At 42.3% G+C, this 19242-nt stretch carries 15 protein-coding genes; 7 read left to right on the forward strand and 8 right to left on the reverse strand.

Annotation, left to right across the window (positions count from 1 at the left end):
- The first annotated feature begins 15 nt into the window (after positions 1–15).
- Entirely contained in the window at positions 16–756 is a 741-nt protein-coding gene (locus tag BWD47_RS03630) for a ferredoxin--NADP reductase (protein ID WP_036972964.1), read from the forward strand.
- A gap of 71 nt (positions 757–827) precedes the next feature.
- On the forward strand, positions 828–1646 hold the full coding sequence (locus tag BWD47_RS03635) for a nuclear transport factor 2 family protein (protein ID WP_075593389.1): 819 nt from the start codon (positions 828–830) through the stop codon (positions 1644–1646).
- 490 nt (positions 1647–2136) lie between these two features.
- Here the strand turns inward: BWD47_RS03635 and BWD47_RS03640 are convergent, their stop codons facing one another.
- Positions 2137–3027 (reverse strand): tetratricopeptide repeat protein, encoded by an 891-nt coding sequence (locus tag BWD47_RS03640; protein ID WP_036972521.1) that lies wholly within the window; start codon positions 3025–3027, stop codon positions 2137–2139.
- 272 nt (positions 3028–3299) lie between these two features.
- Here BWD47_RS03640 and BWD47_RS03645 point away from each other — a divergent pair, with 272 nt between their 5' ends.
- Positions 3300–4673, forward strand: coding sequence for a GAF domain-containing sensor histidine kinase (locus BWD47_RS03645; RefSeq protein ID WP_075593390.1), 1374 nt, complete (start codon positions 3300–3302; stop codon positions 4671–4673).
- Positions 4674–4736: 63 nt separating this feature from the next.
- On the opposite strand, the gene BWD47_RS03650 is transcribed toward BWD47_RS03645, so the two are convergent.
- Positions 4737–4994 carry a hypothetical protein gene (locus BWD47_RS03650; protein WP_075593391.1) on the reverse strand — a complete coding sequence of 86 codons (258 nt, stop codon included), beginning with the start codon at positions 4992–4994 and terminating at the stop codon, positions 4737–4739.
- 262 nt (positions 4995–5256) lie between these two features.
- Here BWD47_RS03650 and katG point away from each other — a divergent pair, with 262 nt between their 5' ends.
- Positions 5257–7434 carry a catalase/peroxidase HPI gene (katG, locus tag BWD47_RS03655; RefSeq protein ID WP_075593392.1) on the forward strand — a complete coding sequence of 726 codons (2178 nt, stop codon included), beginning with the start codon at positions 5257–5259 and terminating at the stop codon, positions 7432–7434.
- Positions 7435–7544: 110 nt separating this feature from the next.
- Here the strand turns inward: katG and BWD47_RS03660 are convergent, their stop codons facing one another.
- From BWD47_RS03660 to BWD47_RS03675, 4 genes are all read right to left on the reverse strand, one after another.
- Positions 7545–8552 carry an alpha/beta fold hydrolase gene (locus BWD47_RS03660; RefSeq protein WP_075593393.1) on the reverse strand — a complete coding sequence of 336 codons (1008 nt, stop codon included), beginning with the start codon at positions 8550–8552 and terminating at the stop codon, positions 7545–7547.
- 326 nt (positions 8553–8878) lie between these two features.
- Positions 8879–10798: a hypothetical protein gene (locus tag BWD47_RS03665; RefSeq protein ID WP_075593394.1), complete on the reverse strand. Its 1920-nt coding sequence runs from the start codon at positions 10796–10798 to the stop codon at positions 8879–8881.
- A gap of 133 nt (positions 10799–10931) precedes the next feature.
- A complete protein-coding gene (locus BWD47_RS03670) occupies positions 10932–12530 on the reverse strand; it encodes an ABC-F family ATPase (RefSeq protein WP_074988464.1) in 1599 nt (532 codons plus the stop codon).
- A 595-nt stretch (positions 12531–13125) separates the two neighbouring features.
- Positions 13126–13896, reverse strand: coding sequence for an EAL domain-containing protein (locus BWD47_RS03675; RefSeq protein ID WP_075593395.1), 771 nt, complete (start codon positions 13894–13896; stop codon positions 13126–13128).
- A 436-nt stretch (positions 13897–14332) separates the two neighbouring features.
- Here BWD47_RS03675 and BWD47_RS03680 point away from each other — a divergent pair, with 436 nt between their 5' ends.
- The 3 genes from BWD47_RS03680 to BWD47_RS03690 all read left to right on the forward strand — a co-directional run bounded on the left by BWD47_RS03680 (position 14333) and on the right by BWD47_RS03690 (position 17544).
- Positions 14333–14890: a TetR/AcrR family transcriptional regulator gene (locus tag BWD47_RS03680; RefSeq protein WP_036972512.1), complete on the forward strand. Its 558-nt coding sequence runs from the start codon at positions 14333–14335 to the stop codon at positions 14888–14890.
- A 66-nt stretch (positions 14891–14956) separates the two neighbouring features.
- On the forward strand, positions 14957–15454 hold the full coding sequence (locus BWD47_RS03685; RefSeq protein WP_075593396.1) for a DUF417 family protein: 498 nt from the start codon (positions 14957–14959) through the stop codon (positions 15452–15454).
- Between the two features lie 464 nt (positions 15455–15918).
- Positions 15919–17544, forward strand: a complete 1626-nt coding sequence (locus BWD47_RS03690; protein ID WP_075593397.1) for a methyl-accepting chemotaxis protein — start codon at positions 15919–15921, stop codon at positions 17542–17544.
- Between the two features lie 75 nt (positions 17545–17619).
- Here the strand turns inward: BWD47_RS03690 and BWD47_RS03695 are convergent, their stop codons facing one another.
- Together BWD47_RS03695 and BWD47_RS03700 are read right to left on the reverse strand one after the other, a co-directional pair.
- Positions 17620–18027 (reverse strand): phosphate ABC transporter substrate-binding protein, encoded by a 408-nt coding sequence (locus tag BWD47_RS03695; RefSeq protein WP_036972509.1) that lies wholly within the window; start codon positions 18025–18027, stop codon positions 17620–17622.
- A 12-nt stretch (positions 18028–18039) separates the two neighbouring features.
- Positions 18040–19185, reverse strand: a complete 1146-nt coding sequence (locus BWD47_RS03700; RefSeq protein WP_075593398.1) for a porin — start codon at positions 19183–19185, stop codon at positions 18040–18042.
- Positions 19186–19242: the final 57 nt, after the last annotated feature.

A 19242-nucleotide genomic window follows, 5' to 3' on the forward strand; every position in this document is an offset into this window, starting at 1 on the left:
AACTCGAGGATGCGTATGTCTAATTGGATTGAAGCGAAGGTTAAAGACGTAAAATGGTGGACCGACTCGCTATTTAGCCTAATAGTGAATGCAGATGTCGAGCCATTTACAGCGGGCCAGTTTACTAAATTAGCGATGCAAGTGGGTGATAAACGGGTAGCACGCGCTTATTCGTATGTGAATGCACCAGACAACCCTGATCTTGAGTTTTATTTAATAAATGTTGAAGACGGTCAACTGTCTCAGCAGTTAGCGCAATTAAAACCGGGGGATTCGGTGACCATTGAACGCCGCGCTACGGGCTTTTTTACACTGGACGAAGTACCGAGTAGCGAGCAACTGTATATGCTTAGTACAGGCACCGCGCTTGGGCCATTTATTTCAATTTTAGAGCAAGGCGATGTGTGGCAAAAGTTTGAGCACGTGCATTTAGTGCATGGTGTGCGTTTAAACGAAGACCTAAGCTATCAACAGCGTATTGCCGCTTTGCAAAAGCAAAACCCTAATCTTCACTATTCGCCCGTAGTCAGCAGAGAGTCAGCATCAGTCGGGTTTAATGGCCGGATCACTGACGTTATAAAAGATCATCGTTTATTTGAGGTCACTGGCAAACACGTTAATCCAGACACGGCTCAATTTATGATTTGCGGTAACCCCGAAATGGTAAAAGACACCACGGCAATTTTGTTAGAGCTTGGCTTTAGTCGCAACCGTCGCCGCGAGCCTGGGCAGATAACCGTTGAGCAGTATTGGTAAAAGACTATGCCTAACAGCGAGAATTTGCTACTTTAGCGCCTCAAATCAGGAATGATGCATTTAGGAAAAGTATGAAACCGTTATTTTTTGCAATTAGTTTATTATTTACATGGCAGTCTATTGCAAGTGACGAAACTGCCCAAAAAGCCGAGCCACAAACAAAAGCTGAACAAGAAACGAAAAGCGAGCAAAAAACAGAAAAATCAGTGCCAGCCTTAGAATTTATTGAAGGCAACACAACAGCAACCCACACAGACACCCGCGCCTTAAAGACAGACCAACAAACGACAACAGAGCAAGCCGTTAATAACCCGCAAGAGCCTGTAACAACAGAAACAGCGCAACCTAAAGTCGTTGCTGAAGAACAAAAAGCAGCAGCTCAGGTTGATGACAGCAAAGTGCTTGGTACACAAACGCCAGTACCCGCAGAAAAACCAAAAACAGCACAAGCAAAGCAAGAAGCTGTCGCAGAGGCCGAAAAAGCAGTTAACCAAGCTAAAGAAGCGTTAACGGCTAAACAGCAAGAGAAAGCGCGTCAATCTCGCGAGTCTATGGCGGTTATTGAGCAAGTGATAGCGGCTTATAATGCGCGTAATATTGAAGCATTTATTAAAATGTACGATGAGAATGTTGAGTTTTATGCGTTTCCTAATGAGTTAATGTTCACAGGCAAGGAAAAACTGATTGCGCGTTACGGCATTATGTTTAAAAAATTGAAGTGTATTAAGTCATCGCCTATCAAACGTATTGTGCTTGGCAACATTGTTATTGATCACGAATTATCAGAAACCTGCACACAAGACCCCAATGTAGTGGATAAACGTTCTGAGTTTGTGACCAGTTACCAAATTGAGAATGGCAAAATAACCAAGGTGTTATTCTTCCGTTAAGTAAAAAAGAGCAGCTGAGCTGCTCTTTTTTGTTGAATGGTAGGCGTAAAATTTATTTAGTATAAAAGTGAACCTCGTTGCTCGAACCTAGCTGCTCGAACCTCGAACCTCGCTACTCGAACCTCGCTACTCGAACCTCGTTGCTCGAACCTCGCTACTCGAACCTAGCTGCTCGAACCTCGCTACTCGAACCTCGCTACTCGAACCTCGCTACTCGAACCTCGCTGCTCGAACCCCGTTACTCGAACCTCGCTACTCGAACCTCGCTGCTCGAACCTCATTGCTCGAACCTCGCTACTCGAACCTCGCTGCTCGAACCTCATTGCTCGAACCCCGCTGCTCGAACCTCGCTGCTCGAACCTCGCTGCTCGAACCTCGCTGCTCGAACCTCGCTGCTCGAACCTCGTTGCTCGAACCTCGCTGCTCGAACCTCGCTGCTCGAACCTCGCTGCTCGAACCTCGTTGCTCGAAACTCGTTGCTCGAACCTGCTTAAGCCGTTTCATTTAATAACGAATTAAAGCTTTCGTTATCGTGTAAGCTTGCAAATGCACTTTCGTGTAATAACTCATTACGCAAGTTTGGCGAGTACTCAAGGGCCATACGAATATCAGCCATCGCATCAGCATGTTTGTGTAACAGCGCGTAAGCACAGGCTCGTTGCCAATAGGCATAACCATAGTCACTGTCCATTTCGAGCGCTTGATTACACAATTCAATCGCTTCACCTGTTTGATTAATTTCTAATAGTGCATCGGCTTTATACGCGATTGCTTCTACATCTTCAGGTTTACGTTTTAAAATCTCATCAAAAATTTCAATCTTGTTAGCCACATCACTTTCTAAATTCGCACGCATCCATAAAGAGTGTACTTCGTTGGTGATCGAGATTTTTTTCTGGTTCGTTAAAATTTCTTCAGAGCGCTCTCGTAGCTTTTCTTCTAGTACTTTTAAGCGTTCTTCGTATTCTTTAGTAATTGCACTCACTCGCGTATTTACAATGTCTTCTACTTTATTTTTTACATCGCGTAATGAGTTCCAACCAACTAACACTAAAATAGATGCCGTAATAGTAATAATGAAAAACACATTGTTAATGGTGTCGGTGGTATAAGTTAATGCACGGTCGGCAGTATCTAACTGGGTATGAGTAACTTGTTTTGTTACATCTTCACGCAGCTTTTGTTGATCTTGGCGTACCGCTTTAAGCTCATCAAGAATATAGCGCTCTAACAAAGGCTTATACATAGGCTCTTGCAGTTTATCGAGTGCCTGTTGTTGCTCTGCTTCGGTTAAGGCAGGGCTGTTTTCTTGTGCTGTTTGAGCCTTGGCAAAGTGACTAAAGCTCATTAAAAAGGTGAATAAAATTAAGGTATAACGCATGACATATTCATTGTTTAGTGAATTCTAAAGTAACTTTAACATGCGAGGCCTGTGTGGACTAGGCAAAAAAAACCAGCTCAAAATAGAGCTGGTCAAACTGCTTAAACAACATAACGTTGTAGGGGGTATCAACAGGAGTTAGGTACAATATAGCCACTTTAATCTGAACAACTACTTAATACTAAAAGAGTTTCTAAAAAGTAATTTTTGATATCTCAGATTTTCTATGTTCGTCTAGACTTAAGGTGTCCTGCAACTAAAAGGTGAGTGTAATGCGCCAACAACTAGTCCAACTGCTTTACGGCGTATCAATGTCTTCGGATCTTGATAGTGGTAATGTTGAATTAGCTGAACGCTTAATTCTAAATGCTGTACTTGATGGCCTTGAAATTGGTCGGGCAGGAATATGGTTACTAAATAAAGAAAACACCGCGATTGAATGTCGTTTGCTACTCGACAGAGAAAACGACAAAGAGATCCAAATGATCGTATTGCCTCGTGATGCTTATCCTGCTTATTTTAAAGCCCTCGATAGCCAGCGCACCATTACCGCTGTTGATGCTCACACAGACCCTGCAACATCGGAATTTAGCGAAAGTTACCTTGCTCCCCTCAATATTGGTGCGATGCTTGACGCTCCCATTCGTTATAAAGGCAAAATGATAGGTATTTTTTGCTGTGAACACATTGGCGGACAACGCCAATGGACAGAAGATGAGTGTTCATTTATCGGGGCATTAGCCGATTTATATGGGCGTGCGCTATCGGCGCAAGAAAATGAACGCATCAACGCTGAATTAGAGCGCTCAAATCAACTATTAGAGCAACGGGTTGCAGAACGAACTCGTACACTCGAAAAAACCTTAACAGAGCTTACAGACACCCAAGAAAAACTCATAGAATCCGAAAAAATGGCATCGCTAGGTAATCTTGTTGCCGGCATTGCGCATGAGGTTAATACACCTATCGGCATCGCCGTCACAGCAAATAGCTCTGCAAAAGATAAACTCACCGAACTCGATAAGCTTGTCCAGTCAAACACCTTAACAAAGGCTGCGCTTATTGATGGTATGAACCATTTAAATGAATGCTTTAAAATATCTTTCACTAACCTTGAGCGCGCTGCAAAGCTGATTAGTGACTTTAAACAAACCGCCGTTGATCAGTCTTCACTTAACTTACTTGAAACAAACATTAAGCATTACCTCGAAAACATAGTGCACAGTTTAATGCCGCTGACCCGCGGTCATAACGTTACAGTGACCATAAAGTGCGAAGATGATCTTAATCTGATCACCGTGCCCGGGGCTATAAGTCAAATAATATTAAACTTGGTGAATAATAGTTGTGTGCATGGGTTTACGGGCCGTCAGCAGAATCACATTGATATAGTAGTGACCGTTAACCACGAAAACGACACATACACACTGTGCTATAAAGATAACGGTCACGGCATGAGCGCAGAGGTAATACATAAAGTGTTTGAACCCTTTTTCACCACCAAACGTGGTACAGGAGGCAGTGGGCTTGGTATGTCAATTGTTTATAACCTTGCAACCCAAGCATTGCAAGGCGAGGTGAGTATAGCGAGCGAGCTAGACCAAGGTGTTGCTGTAACCTTTAAATTACCGATGAAAATAGCCTAACTAACTAAAAAATAGACTAAATGGAGTGAAAATAATCTGGTGACAGGGTAATAAAATTAAAATTTAATCAGTGTGTTTACCAAGACACGACATATCATCGCAGCGGTTGTCTTTACAAAATTGTTTGATACGTTTTTTTGAATATAAATAATTAATACTGAATGGCGTAACAATAAGCACGAGCCAAAATAGTAATGGGCTTCTAAAAGCCAGTCCTGCGATAGAGGCAGCGATGATCCCCGTTAATACTAATATTGGCAAATTGGCGATGAAAAAGTTAATACTTAATTGTTTAGCAACATCAGGATTAATGGTTTTCATATGGGACTCACTGTTAATTAATACCCTTATAAAATGGTCGACTTTCGCTGTTAACACAAATCAGATTTTTCTATCAGAGCAATCGATTTAAAGTCGCGTTTGGGGTCTGGCATTATTTTTATACAACTCCTATAGTTCTAAATAACGGGAACTTCTAACTGATTAGTGATTCATAACTAACAGAAAATCCCTTTTATGGCGAAACTGCATTTAATTGAGATTTAAAATATTTCGTCACATTTTAGCTTATAAGGAGCAAAAAATGAGTAATGGAAAAACGGGTCAATGCCCGGTAATGCATGGTAGTAACACAGTCACCGCTCAATCAAACACAAATTGGTGGCCTAACGCGCTAAACTTCGACATTCTTCATCAACACGACAGCAAAACAAGCCCATACGGCAAAGACTTTAATTATGCCGAAGCATTTAAATCTCTCGACCTTGAAGCTGTAAAAACCGATTTAAAAAACCTCATGACCGAAAGCCAACTGTGGTGGCCAGCTGATTGGGGCCATTATGGTGGCTTAATGATCCGCATGGCATGGCACTCTGCTGGTTCGTATCGTTTAGAAGATGGTCGTGGTGGCGGTGGCACAGGTAACCAACGTTTTGCACCTTTAAACTCATGGCCCGATAACGCCAACCTAGACAAAGCACGCCGCTTACTTTGGCCTATTAAGAAAAAATACGGTAACAAATTATCTTGGGCCGATTTAATGATTCTAGCCGGTAACATGGCGTACGAATCAATGGGCTTAAAAACCTTTGGTTTTGCGGGCGGCCGCGAAGATATTTGGCATCCAGAGAAAGACATCTACTGGGGAGCCGAAAAAGAATGGCTCGCTCCGAGTGATGAACGTTACAGCAATGTAGAAAAACCAAACACCATGGAAAACCCATTGGCCGCGGTACAAATGGGCTTAATTTACGTAAACCCAGAGGGTGTAAACGGTAACCCCGATCCACTTAAAACGGCAGAGCAAGTGCGCGAAACATTCGCTCGTATGGCAATGAACGACGAAGAAACCGCAGCGCTTACCGTCGGTGGTCACACGGTGGGTAAAACGCATGGTAATGGCAGCGAAGCAAATGTAGGTCCAGAGCCAGAAGCCGCTGATGTATATGAACAAGGCTTAGGGTGGAACAACCATACCTCGCGTGGCATTGGCCGCGATACCATGACATCAGGTATCGAAGGCGCATGGACAACGCACCCAACTAAGTGGGATAACGGGTATTGTTATTTGCTACTTAACTACGACTGGGAACTTAAAAAGAGCCCAGCAGGTGCGTGGCAGTGGGAACCTATTAACATTAAAGAAGAAGACAAACCGGTTGATGTTGAAGATCCCTCTATTCGTTTAAACCCAATTATGACCGACGCCGATATGGCGATGAAAATGGACCCAACGTATCGCAAGATCATCGAGCGTTTTAACGACGACTTTGAATACTTCAGCGATGTGTTTGCGCGTGCATGGTTTAAGTTAACGCACCGTGATTTAGGGCCTAAGTCTCGTTATTTAGGGGCCGATGTACCGAATGAAGATCTGATCTGGCAAGATCCGATCCCAGCGGTCGATTACACGCTAACAGACAGCGAAATTAGCGAGCTTAAAACCAAGTTACTGAATTGTGGCGTAAGCCAAGCCGATCTGATTACTACCGCGTGGGATAGTGCCCGCACCTACCGTTGTTCAGATCACCGAGGTGGCGCAAACGGGGCACGTATTCGCCTAGCACCGCAAAAAGATTGGCAAGGCAACGAGCCAAAACGTTTAGCCAACGTACTTAGCGCGCTCGAGTCGGTTCAAGCAGATTTAAGCAAGCCAGTAAGCCTGGCCGATTTAATCGTGCTAGGTGGCAGTGCAGCAATAGAACAAGCAGCAAAAGCTGCAGGGGTCGATGTAACCGTACCTTTTGCACCAGGGCGAGGTGATGCAACTGACGACATGACCGACGCCGAGTCGTTCGACGTGCTTGAGCCAATACACGATGGTTTCCGTAACTGGCTTAAAGAAGAGTATGCAGTATCAGCAGAAGAGCTCATGTTAGAGCGCACGCAATTAATGGGCTTAACGGCACCAGAAATGACAGCACTTGTGGGTGGTATGCGTGTACTTGGCACTAATTATGAGGGGACTTTGCACGGTGTATTCACCGATAACGTAGGCACACTCAGCACCGACTTTTTCGTAAACCTAACCGACATGGCCTTTACGTGGAAACCACTAGGCAAAGGTTATTACGACATAGTTGAGCGCAGCACAGGCGTTACTAAATGGACTGCAACACGGGTTGATTTAGTCTTTGGTTCAAACTCAATCTTACGCGCATACGCCGAGTTTTATGCACAAGACGATAACAAAGCACGTTTTGTACACGACTTTGTCGACGCATGGGTGAAAGTAATGAACGCCGACCGTTTTGATCTTTAATTTAAGTTAATAAATATCAAAAGGCTACAGCATTGCTGTGGCCTTTTTTATAGCAATATTATTAAAGCGTAAGCATCGCTTGCTTATCAAAAATACGCACATTATGAGCGTTATTCTTTAAAGGCTAACGCTTTATTCATCGCCTTTTTAAACAGCTCAAAATTTTCAATATGAGGCAAGTGACCAATGTCTTTTAGTTCAATTAAGTGCGCAGTAGGAATGAGATTAGCGGCCGTTTTACCCAGCTCGTCATAGCGACCAAGTTGGTATTCTACACCCGGCTTTTTCCAGTTACGGCCAGGACCTGTTCTATCGCGAGTACCAATAATTAAAGCAACAGGCATTTTAAATTGGTCGAACTCAGTAATAACCGGCTGAGTGAAAATCATGTCATAGGTTTTAGCATTAACCCATGCCATTAACTCATGATCAGGCCCCTGAATTTGGCCACTCAAAAAGTGCGTAAGTTGCTCATAGTCTTGATTCCATTTCCCGTCATAATAGTTTTGTTTTTGATAGGCAATGATCTTCTCGGGTGTTTTACCAAGCTCAAGATCATAGAAAAAATCAGTGTCTTTGTATTGAACATAGCTAAGGTAGTTTTCAAGCCCAATCGGGTTCAATAAAATAAGTTTTCGCACTTGCTCAGGAAACATTAATGCATAGCGGCTTGCCAGCATTCCACCCATAGAGTGCCCCAAAACAATAGGGCGTTTTATACCTAACGAGGTAATTAATTGATGCGTATTATTGGCAAGGGCAGGGAACGAAAACTGATAATCTTTAGGCTTTGAAGACTTACCAAAACCAATTTGATCGGGGATTAAAACACCATAGCCCGCTTCATTTAAATACTTCGCTGTCGATGTCCAGTAATGACCATTAAAGTTTTTACCATGCATAAGCACAACGGTAGGCTTATCATCCTTAGGTTTTAAATACGAGTAAGCCATTTTTAAAGAAGATTGTTGAGAAGACAGATTAAAAAACTTAACAGGGTAGTCGTACGAGTACGTACTCAACTCAGCGTCGTAACTGAGTTTTTCATTATTTGCTAGCACCGAACTTACGTTAAACAGCGCTACTGCTGAGATTAATATTACGCGTAATAATACCATTATCCTTTCCCACCATTTTTTAAAAAAGTGTCTCCAGCGTATCATCCCTGCTTTAAATTTATAATATAAATGCCACGAAAAAATACCGCGCAATGCAGCCATGAAACTTATCTCGCGCGCTTTTTTTACGATTTTATACCGCGTATTCAGCGCTAAGCTCGACTCTCTAAGCTCGCACCTCGTAGCTCGAAACTCGCATCTCGCACCTCGTAACCCGTACTTGTAGGCGTGAAATTTATTTCGCGCGCCATCGCGCCATAGTGTGTAACCACATCATGAAACAATTGACGCGCGCAGGTTAAAAACAAAAACCTAAACCTGTTTGCTTATTGCTTACCCATCCAATAACTATGCTGATATACGTTTTCTTTATAAACTTGATCGCTGTAATCATATAAACGTTGCCATATTAAGCGGTCGAAAATGTATTTATCACCGTCTTTATAAAGCATTTTAAAGTTAGCTAATGACAAATAACTGCCTGTTTCATTGGCTAATATTTCGTTTTTACAGCTTACAAACTCATCAGCGTTTGGACACAAAGACATTAATGCAAACGTAATGCTATTGTCGCTTTCGAGTTGCCAGTATGCGTTTGGTGTGAAATAAGCAGCGTCTGTCTCCCCAAAACTAGAGTTGAAATAGTAGCTGCCCTTTCCATCGTCGTTAATAAACCAAAATACTTTATTATTTCCGATGATAAAGTCTTGGCGTAAGTAGCTGAATACCTCTTTGTAATCAGCTAATGTGATATTGGTTTCGTCTATGACTTCTAATAGCTCGTAGGCTAGGCGTGCTTGGCGCTCTTCTTTATTACGTTCAAGCGCATAAAGCATTTTACCTGTGTGCATTGTAAAAAATTGCAATGATGTATCTGAGCCATTGCCTGTTAACTTTATGGTTTCGCCATTATTATCTAAGGTGTAATGCCACTTAAATGAATCGTCGTTTTTTGGTGTGTTAAACGTGACGGTCGCTTGGTTAGCAGCTGTTATAGCAAAGTGTGTAGGCACATAGCGTAATGTTAAACCCTCGCCAGTGTCTGCAATCTTATTATCTAGACGGCCTGTATAACGTGTGCCAATTTCAAGGTTGGGTACTGCGGTTGGTGTAATACGGCGAAATGTGCCGATCGATGTTTGCGTTTGCATTGCGGCAACAAGCTCTGCAGACTCAGCAATTTGGCTTGGGGTTATTTCATCGTGATAAGTTAAATTGTGGCTTACTTTTACGACCAAAAAGTCATCAAATTGCGCAATAATTTCTGCATCTATTAAGTTTAAGTCAAATGCAACATTAAACTCGTAGCCATCTTTGTGTAATTGCGACGTGTTATACGTATTAACAAGCGTGTCGCTAGTAATTGTAAGTTGTGTGCCATTAAGCATCGCCGAAAAGTCGGCATAAGGTTGGAATAGTGTTTTTCCTGAGGGAGTCGGCACTGAGCTGGCTAACACAAACTCAAAGTAGCTTTCTTCTGCTTCTGTATTCAAATGATTTACAGTGTGAAATGTACTCACACGGGTATCAACATAATAGTGTGAGCGTAATTCAGGCTGTGTTTTATACAATGTAACTACGTCGCCTTTGTCTTCAGATACATTAAAAAACTCAACACGCAGTGCATCATCACGCTTAGCCAAAACATCAATTTCAATCAATGCTTTTTGAGAACAGTCCAAAACACAGTCAATAGCGTGTGTGTTTAACGCTACCACGTCAGGATTTGACCATTTAAAAGCACTTAGCTCACCATTGTGTGATAGAACGCCGCTATCTTTCGAGGCAAAAATGAGTTGAATGCTCGCATCCTTAGTGTGCCAATTACCGATTATATCGTCATCGCTTAACGTTATAGATTGCCATGCTTCGCGATTTTCAGCGACATTCACAATGAGCGTATACTGATTAGTCGCTTTGCCATCCGACACCTCGACCGTAAATGTATGGTTCGCAATATCGAACAAACTGGGTTCAATTTGAAAGGTGACTTGGTTATTTTTGCTAGAGAGGTTCAGCCATTCTGGCTTATCAATGATTGTTGCAGTGATTGTATCGTTTTGCTCATCTTTTACATCAACCACTAAGGTTGCAGGCTCAAGTGCTTTTGTATTTATTGTTAATGAGCCAGACAATGTAGGTGCGGTATTTTGTACTACTTTATCATCTGGTTTTTTATCTGTTGATGAGCCGCCACAGGCCGTGAGCGCAAGCGTCAGTGCCGATACGCCAAGGAACTTTTTCATTTACATCCTAAAAATTTATTATGTTTTGTAAGGGAGATGTAAATTACCTAAAGTGGGTAAGTAGGTCAAAGGTATTATGTAACTGAACGTAAACAAAAAGGTGAGCTAAATAGCTCACCTGTATAAAAAGGGGTTATGACTCTTGTTGTGCAACATGGTCCATATATTCGTCAAATGTGCCCTGAAAATCGATGATCTGTTTGTCTTTAATATCGATAATGCGGGTTGCCAATGACGAAACAAACTCACGGTCGTGGCTCACAAAAATAAGCGTGCCTTCGTAATCTTTTAACGCATTGTTAAGCGCTTCGATGGCTTCCATATCCATGTGGTTCGTGGGTTCATCCATTACGAGTACATTAATGTCTTGCATCATTAATTTACCAAATAACAAACGGTTTTTCTCACCACCAGAGCAGTTGCGCGCCTTTTTGTTGGCATCGTCTGCGGTAAATAACAAACGCCCTAGCATGCCACGCACCATTAAATCGTTATGCTTGGCTGTGCGCCACTGCGACATCCAGTCGAATAGGGTTAAGTCGTTATCAAAGTCTTTAGTGCTGTCTTGTGGGCAGTAACCAACGCTTGCATTTTCTGACCATTTAACAACCCCTTCGTTACTTTGAAGTTCGTTCACTAAGCAGCGTAAAAACGTCGTTTTACCCACGCCGTTTTCACCAATAACAGCCAGTTTTGCACCCGCTTCAAGTAATAAGTCGCCGCCGCTAAATAAGGTTTCGCCGTCAAAGCCATGGCCTAACTTAGTGAGTTCAAGTGCTTGGCGGTACATTTTTTTGCCTTCGTCAAAGTACAAAGACGGGCTCATACGGCTTGATGATTTAACTTCATCTAGCTTAATTTTATCCATACGTTTAGCACGCGAACTCGCTTGCTTTGCTTTAGAGGCGTTAGCGCCAAAGCGGTTTACAAAGTCTTGAAGCTCATCGATTTCAGCGCTTTTCTTCGCATTTTCGGCCAGTAATTGTTCGCGTTGAAGGCTAGATGCCTCAATAAACTTTTCGTAGTTACCTGGGTAAATGCGCAGTTCGCCATAATCAATGTCGGCCATGTGCGTACAAACCGAGTTTAAAAAGTGACGGTCGTGCGAAATAATAATCATCGTACACTTACGTTGGTTAAGCTCATTGGCTAACCAGTTAATGGTGTAAATGTCTAAGTTATTGGTTGGCTCATCAAGAAGCAAAATATCAGGATTAGCAAACAGCGCTTGTGCTAATAACACACGCAGTTTCCAACCCGGTGCTACATTGGCCATTAACCCGTAATGAAACGCTTGTTCAATACCAGCTTGAATTAAAATTTCTTCAGCGCGGCTTTCTGCCGTGTAACCATCCATTTCGGCAAAGATACTTTCAAGCTCTGCGACCTTCATGCCGTCTTCTTCGCTCATTTCTGGTAATGAGTAAATGCGGTCACGCTCTTGCTTTACTTTCCAAAGCTCTGTATCGCCCATTATTACCGCATCAACCACTGTGTATTGCTCAAACGCAAATTGGTCTTGGCTTAGCGTACCGACTTTTAAGCCTGGCGTAATCGACACGTTGCCTGAAGAAGGGGTAAGTGCACCACTTAAAATTTTCATAAAGGTTGACTTGCCGCAACCATTTGCGCCAATTAAACCATAGCGGTTACCGTTACCAAACTTGGCTGAAATGTTTTCGAACAACGGCTCTGCGCCAAATTGCATGGTGATATTTGCGGTTGAGATCAACGAATTATTCCTAGAAAAATACTGACAGGGTTATGGTGCAAAACTGCGAAAATAAACAAGCAATAGGGTAAATAATAGGCCGCGGATTATACAGATCCACCCACCGGAAGGCTATTAAATTTATATGAATACTAACGAGGAAAGATTAGAGCTAATAAAACAGACTTTATTGCCCTATTTGCACCCTACACAGTTTAAACAGTGTAGGCGTGAAATTTATTTCGTGTGAAAAGTTCAATCGGTAGCAATGGCTCTACATCGCGTATTTAGTCCGCACTTCGCTCATATTTCGTTGCTCGCTCCTCGCACCTCGCACCTCGCATTTCGTAGCTAGCACTTAGCATTTCGTACCTCGCATTACCCTTTTAGCTGCTCGCACTTCGCAGCTCGCATTTCGTTGCTCGCACTTAGCACTTAGCACTTCGTAACTCGCACTTCGTAACTCGCATTACGCTTTTAGCAGCTCGCACTTCGCAGCTCGCATTTCGTAGCTAGCACTTAGCACTTCGTAACTCGCTCCTCGTATCTCGCATTACGTTTTTAGCAGCTCGCACTTCGTACCTCGCACCTCGTAGCTCGAATTTCGCAGCTTATGCTAATTCAACAAACTAAAATCGACCTCGGGTAGGCATTCAAATCCTGGGCGAGCAAATAAATACCCTTGCATTAAACTGACGCCAGCACTGCGCAGCCATTGGTATTCTTCAATACATTCAATGCCCTCGGCAAGAGGTGTTATATTAAGCTCTTCGAACATTGCAATACAGTGGCTAACAATTGTTTGGCGTGCTTTATCAAGGTGAATATCGCGAACTAACTCCATATCAAGCTTAATAATATTACTTTGGAAATCGGCCAATAAATTTAACCCTGAGTAACCAGAGCCAAAATCGTCGGTCGCAGTAATAAATCCAAGTGATTGATAATACTCAATAACGCGTTTTATATGAGCGGTGTCTTCGACTTGTTCAACTTCGGTAAACTCGAACATTATTTGCTTAACAGGAAAGTTGTATTTTTGGGCGGCTGCTAGCGTCGTTTTAATACAACGCTCAGGTTGATAAATCGCATTAGGTAAAAAGTTAATACTTAAAATAGACGGTAACGCTAGCTTTGCAGCAAGAGAAATGGCTTTAACACGGCACAGTTGATCAAATGTGTAACGGTTATCGTCATTAACCTGAGAAATAACAGAATAAGCCGACTCATTATTAGGGCCTCTCACTAAGGCTTCGTAACCAAAAATATTCTTTGCGGAGCAGTCAATAATAGGTTGAAAAGCCATGGTGAAGTCAAAGCCTAGTTCTAAGTTGTCTTCACACAGTTTACAGCTTACTTGCTGGCAATTAGTTTGGTTAGTGCGCATTTTTTACCTATTTATTAAGTACTCTCTTATATAATAGTGCTAGTAAATTCGTAAATGTGCAATGTTCTCGTCTGTTTTGTTTTACATAGGTTGTTGTAATCTTTAAGTTCTGTGTGGTGTGGCTCGCTTAAGTACATTGCTACAAGCCTTTAACTAGCAGAACAAACTGACAATAAAAAACTGACAATAGAACTGCTGATAACAGAGCAATCGATTAAAAAATGTTTCTCACAGTGAACCTTTAACAGTGCACTTAAAATGTCATGCAGCTTAAAAAGTCGTTTTTAAAAACAGCTTACTCGCTGTGCTCATGCCAGAAATAACGCGGCTTTTAGCCTTAAACGCACCGTATTTTTTATGCTCAGGCATGATTTATTTTACGCATTGATTAAAAAACAACTTGCAAGCCTACCTACTGGTAGGTAATATCCCCAACATGAACACGACATATACAAACATACTGCAACACGCCGATGCGCTTATTCAAAGCAATGGTTTCCATGGTTTTAGCTATGCAGACCTTGCTAAAGAGCTCGATATTCGCAAAGCGAGTATCCACCATCATTTTGCAACCAAAGCCGATTTGGGCATTGCGTTTTGTCAGTTAAAATGCGAGCAGCTAAAGCAGCTAGAATCACACTTAAAAACGCTGCCATCAGCCAAAGCACGTTTACAAGGTTATTTTGCTGTGTTTCAAAGTTGTGCGAACGATGGGCAAATGTGTGGTATTTACGCCATGCAAACCGACTTGCGACTCATGGCCGAACCGCTGCAAAAGCAGGTATTAAAAATGGCTGATCTTGAGCTAAATATACTCAGTGATATTTTGCAAGTCGGACTTGATAACGGTGAGTTTAATTTTAAATCTACTGCTTATCAGCAAGCGGTCATTATATGTTGCGCAATAAAAGGCGCACTTATGCTAAACCGAAGTGAGCATCATGCTGGTTTGTTTAATCAAACGTGTGATGCATGGATTGAGATGCTGGCCTAGTTCAGCACTCAAAAAATTTTACCTAGCAAACCTACCTACTAGTAGGTTAAATAAAGGAGAGCTGTCATGGCTTTTACGAATACACAATTAACAACGTTTAACGCCCTTGGTGAAAAGCTAGAAAAAGCAGGTGTGCCGCTTATCTACATTACACTCGGTATCATCTATATTTGGTTTGGTGGTATTAAGTTTTCTGCGGGGCAGGCTGAGGGCATGTACGGCATGATAGCTAATAACCCACTGGTTTCGTGGATGTATGCCCTTTTCTCAAAGCAAGGCCTGGTAAACTTTTTAGGCTCACTTGAAATTATCATCGGCTTATTATTTTTCGCACGCTTTGTTAACCCCGCTTTATCGGTGCTTGGTGGGCTGTTATCCATGGCGTTATTTACAGTAACCATTAGCATGATGGTGTTTTTATCAGGTATTACGAGCGATGCCGGTTTTCCTGTATTGAGCTTTGTGGGTGAGTTTTTATTAAAAGATATAGGGTTGTTTGCAGCGTCGTTGTTTGTTGCTGGTAACAGCTTAAAAGCGTTAGTTGCAAAGCAAAACGCCCAGTAATGCCCGTGTAACATAAAGGTCCGAGAGGGCCTTTTTTCGTTTCAGCGTGATTATTATGCTAGTTAGTTGCTTAACACGTAAGGTGTGTAGCGAGAAAACAGCCAGCAAACATACTTTACAAGCCTAAAGTTAAGGCTGGGGGTATAAAGTAGGGGCATGCCTTATAAACATGGCCTAGTGTTGTTGCCCTAAATGTGACCTTCCCCCCAAAATTAACACCGGTTTTCTGTTCGAAATAATCTGCTAACTTAGCGAAAATAAATGAATTACATCTAAAAATACTGACACCAAAAAGCGTGTCTATTTAGATAACTGCTATACTAGAAAAATCACACAAGTTAAGCCTATATCATGATGATACTACACTTTATTTATACGAATAAAGTCTGAAAATTGAAATATAATTAATACTTTAGGGAAAACAGGCGATAATACTAGGTAACAAGACAGCAAAGGTGGATTCAATGTCTGCAGGTATTTCATTTAAAAATCTAAGTATTACAAAAAAAATTCATGCCATAACATGCATTGCAGTCATTGCATTTGTCATTATTGTGCTAACCAACTATATCGCGATGAGCGATAATAGAGGCTCACTTGATGAGCTAGAAAAGTCGTCTTATCAAGTCGTTAAACTCACCTCGGCAAATGTGGCCTTACTCGAAAAGCTCGATGAGCTATACACACAAGCGGTCACCTTTGGCGAGTCAGACTTAGTCGATAGCGCAGCACAAACGTACAAAGTAATTAACGAAAACCTGCAAAATATTATTGCTATCAATAACAGCTATGTGAACGCAGAAACAAAAGATAAACTACAACAATACGCAAAAACCTCTTCTGCTATTGCCAGCTCCATGATCGACGGTACAGCCGACTTTAGTAAAATTCAGCAACAGGCACAGCAAAAAACAAAGCTATATGAAGCCGTACTCACCGGTTTTAAAGGGGCTCAGGCGCGCGCTGATGACCGTTTTTTTGAATTAGTACAAGCCACTAAAGCGCGTTCTGACAACGCATTGCATTTAATGCTCGTTGTGTCGATTATATCGTTAGTTTTATTGGTGATTACCTCAATTTGGATTGCCCGTGGTATTGGCTCGTCTGCAAGTGCGGCTGCCGACAACTTACGCTTACTTGCAGATGGCAAAGGCTCTTTAAGCACGCAGCTGGCTGTGCATGCTAAAGACGAAATTGGTCATGTATCCATTAACTTTAATGCCTTTATAAAGCTATTAAAGGCCGCAGTACTTGAAGTAATTGCAGTGTGTGAGCCGCTAATGGAAAACTCAACCCGATTAGTACAAGGTATGGAACGCGCCGAAAAAGCCACAACCAAACAAACGACCGATGCAGAAATAGTGAAGCAATCAATGGAAGAAATGCGCCAAAGCGTGGCCGATATCTCTCATTCTGCTGCAAGTGCATCTGAAGCAGCGCAAACAGCAGAGCGCGAAGTAGAGCAAAGCCGCACGCAAATTCAGCGCTCAGTGATAGAGTCACGCACCTTAAGCGACGAAATAAACCAAGCCGCTTCAACAATCAACCAATTGGCAAGCGACACTAAAAACGTAACGCAAATTTTGAACGTGATAACTTCAATTGCAGAGCAAACTAACTTATTAGCGCTGAATGCTGCAATTGAAGCCGCGCGCGCCGGTGAGCAAGGTCGAGGCTTTGCCGTGGTAGCCGACGAAGTAAGAGAACTGGCTTCACGTACATCGCAATCGACAAATGAAATCAGAGAGCTGCTTTCAACACTTACCACCGCAGCCAGTGAATCGGTAAATGCAATGAACTCAGCGCGCGACATGGCAATGAACAACGCCGAAGCCGCAGAGAATACAGGCCTATCGATTGAGAAAATCTCTGAGCAAATTTTAGAAATTAACGGCATGAACTCGCAAATTGCCGCCGCAACCGAAGAGCAAACCTCTGTTGCCAGCATGGTTGTAGAAAATGTGTCTAACATGCATATGTCGTTCGAAGAGACCATGGACTCGCTTTCGGCAGTACGCGATGTTGCTAAAAACTTACATTACCTGTCTGACTCACTGTTAGACGCCACAGCAAAATTTAAAGTTGAATAAGCTAAAAACGACACGCTAAAATTAAAAAAGCCACTTCATATTGAAGTGGCTTTTTACTACGTAAACAAATACCGATTAAAACGTCGCAACAACTTTTACTTTATCGGTCACTTTCGCAGCATCAATATAGCCAATCGCGTCGTTATTAGAGGCTACAAAGTCAATAACGGCTTGATCATTCGCCAGCTTTTCAGGAGGCGTGCCCTTACCGGTAAAAACCAGCTTAGACCAATACGCATTAAGCTGGCTGCTCGATTTACCAACCACCTTGTCGTTAAACTCATCGCTCACGCTGTTACCATCTTGGTTTACAGGGTTTACTTTAGTGCCATCATCGAACGACTTTGCTTTACCAAGGTAGATCTTTTTAATGGTGCCTTCATCAATTGCATTGCCATTGGCTGGATTAACAATCACGGCAACGTCTGCAAAAGCGGTGCTCGATAAAAGCGTTACCGCTGTAGCTAATAGTAATTTTTTCATTATGAACTCCAATTAAAAAACTAAATCAACAGCAACAGCAACGACATCAGTTTCTGTATCAGTGATGTCATCTTTAAAGCGACTAAAGTCAACTTTTAAAGCGGCAGACGGGTGGAAGTCATAACGAGTACCAATGGTGTAAACGTTACTTTTTGCTTTAACGCCCTCTAATACCTGGTTAATACCCGCGTTTAATGGCGGTACAGCAGGTAACGCGTTATAGCGATTACTATCGTGTTTGTCGTCGTTGTTTTCGTAAGTTAAGTGAACGGTCCACTCATTCATTCGATAACCAACCGACGTGTAATATTGTGTTTGTTTAGCCAGCGCACTGTTTTCTACTTCAAACTCAGTGTACTCAGCGTCAAATAAAATGTTGTTGTAATCAATCGAAAAACCAATCGCAAAGAACGAGCCATCATCTTCATTTGCAGCAATATCATTGGCTTGATCAACAAAGCCTGCACCACGTAATGCTTGCTCTAAGCCATTAAGTGCAATACCTGCGTCGGTATCGTTTGCAATATCAATGGTTGTTTCGGCAACAAAGTAAGCAGCGCGAGCGCTAAACCAGTCGTAGGCTAGAGTCCAGTTAATACCCGCAATGTCGTTTAACTCAGTGTCGCCATTAACAGATACAACCGCAATATCACCATCGAAACTGCCGTAAATAACTTGCAAGGTAGAGTCCCAATCGCCTAATTGGGTATTGTGCAATAAGCTTAAACCTTCATAGGTCGAAAACGGTAAGTTATACACTGATTGCGGTGGACGAACCCAGCGGTACGTGTAACCCACATCTAAAAAGTCTGAGTAGCGGTAAAACGGCGCACGCATTTTACCTGCGCTTAGTTGCAGCTCGTCGGTAAACTCATAGGTTAAATAAGCCCACTCAAACTCAGCGTCAAAGTCGTTATCGCCACGGGCAACAATTTGTGCTGTCGCACTTAATTTCTCTTGTAAATCAGCTGAAAGCTGCAAAGCAAACATGCTCTCATTCTTAAAAGAGATATCGTTATCGTAGCCGTATAAAGTAGTGTCGTCGTCGAGAGTTTTACCCCCCACAATTGAAGCAAAGCCATTTATGCGAACTTCTGCAAGCGTGTTTGCAGACACGAAAGCAGCACATAGCGCCAATGCGATAGGAAGTTTTTTCATTGTGTATCCCTAGTATTTAGTATTAAGAATGTTGATTTCACTTAACATTATAGTCGT

It is taken from the genome of Pseudoalteromonas sp. PAB 2.2 (assembly GCF_001938575.1).
Lineage (GTDB): Bacteria > Pseudomonadota > Gammaproteobacteria > Enterobacterales > Alteromonadaceae > Pseudoalteromonas > Pseudoalteromonas lipolytica.

Bases quoted from the DNA above. Each gene is read 5' to 3' on its own strand.
- BWD47_RS03630 (WP_036972964.1), top strand. From the start codon at position 16: ATGTCTAATTGGATTGAAGCGAAGGTTAAAGACGTAAAATGGTGGACC.
- BWD47_RS03635 (WP_075593389.1), top strand. From the start codon at position 828: ATGAAACCGTTATTTTTTGCAATTAGTTTATTATTTACATGGCAGTCT.
- BWD47_RS03640 (WP_036972521.1), bottom strand. From the start codon at position 3,027: ATGCGTTATACCTTAATTTTATTCACCTTTTTAATGAGCTTTAGTCAC.
- BWD47_RS03645 (WP_075593390.1), top strand. From the start codon at position 3,300: ATGCGCCAACAACTAGTCCAACTGCTTTACGGCGTATCAATGTCTTCG.
- BWD47_RS03650 (WP_075593391.1), bottom strand. From the start codon at position 4,994: ATGAAAACCATTAATCCTGATGTTGCTAAACAATTAAGTATTAACTTT.
- katG (WP_075593392.1), top strand. From the start codon at position 5,257: ATGAGTAATGGAAAAACGGGTCAATGCCCGGTAATGCATGGTAGTAAC.
- BWD47_RS03660 (WP_075593393.1), bottom strand. From the start codon at position 8,552: ATGGTATTATTACGCGTAATATTAATCTCAGCAGTAGCGCTGTTTAAC.
- BWD47_RS03665 (WP_075593394.1), bottom strand. From the start codon at position 10,798: ATGAAAAAGTTCCTTGGCGTATCGGCACTGACGCTTGCGCTCACGGCC.
- BWD47_RS03675 (WP_075593395.1), bottom strand. From the start codon at position 13,896: ATGCGCACTAACCAAACTAATTGCCAGCAAGTAAGCTGTAAACTGTGT.
- BWD47_RS03680 (WP_036972512.1), top strand. From the start codon at position 14,333: ATGAACACGACATATACAAACATACTGCAACACGCCGATGCGCTTATT.
- BWD47_RS03685 (WP_075593396.1), top strand. From the start codon at position 14,957: ATGGCTTTTACGAATACACAATTAACAACGTTTAACGCCCTTGGTGAA.
- BWD47_RS03690 (WP_075593397.1), top strand. From the start codon at position 15,919: ATGTCTGCAGGTATTTCATTTAAAAATCTAAGTATTACAAAAAAAATT.
- BWD47_RS03695 (WP_036972509.1), bottom strand. From the start codon at position 18,027: ATGAAAAAATTACTATTAGCTACAGCGGTAACGCTTTTATCGAGCACC.
- BWD47_RS03700 (WP_075593398.1), bottom strand. From the start codon at position 19,185: ATGAAAAAACTTCCTATCGCATTGGCGCTATGTGCTGCTTTCGTGTCT.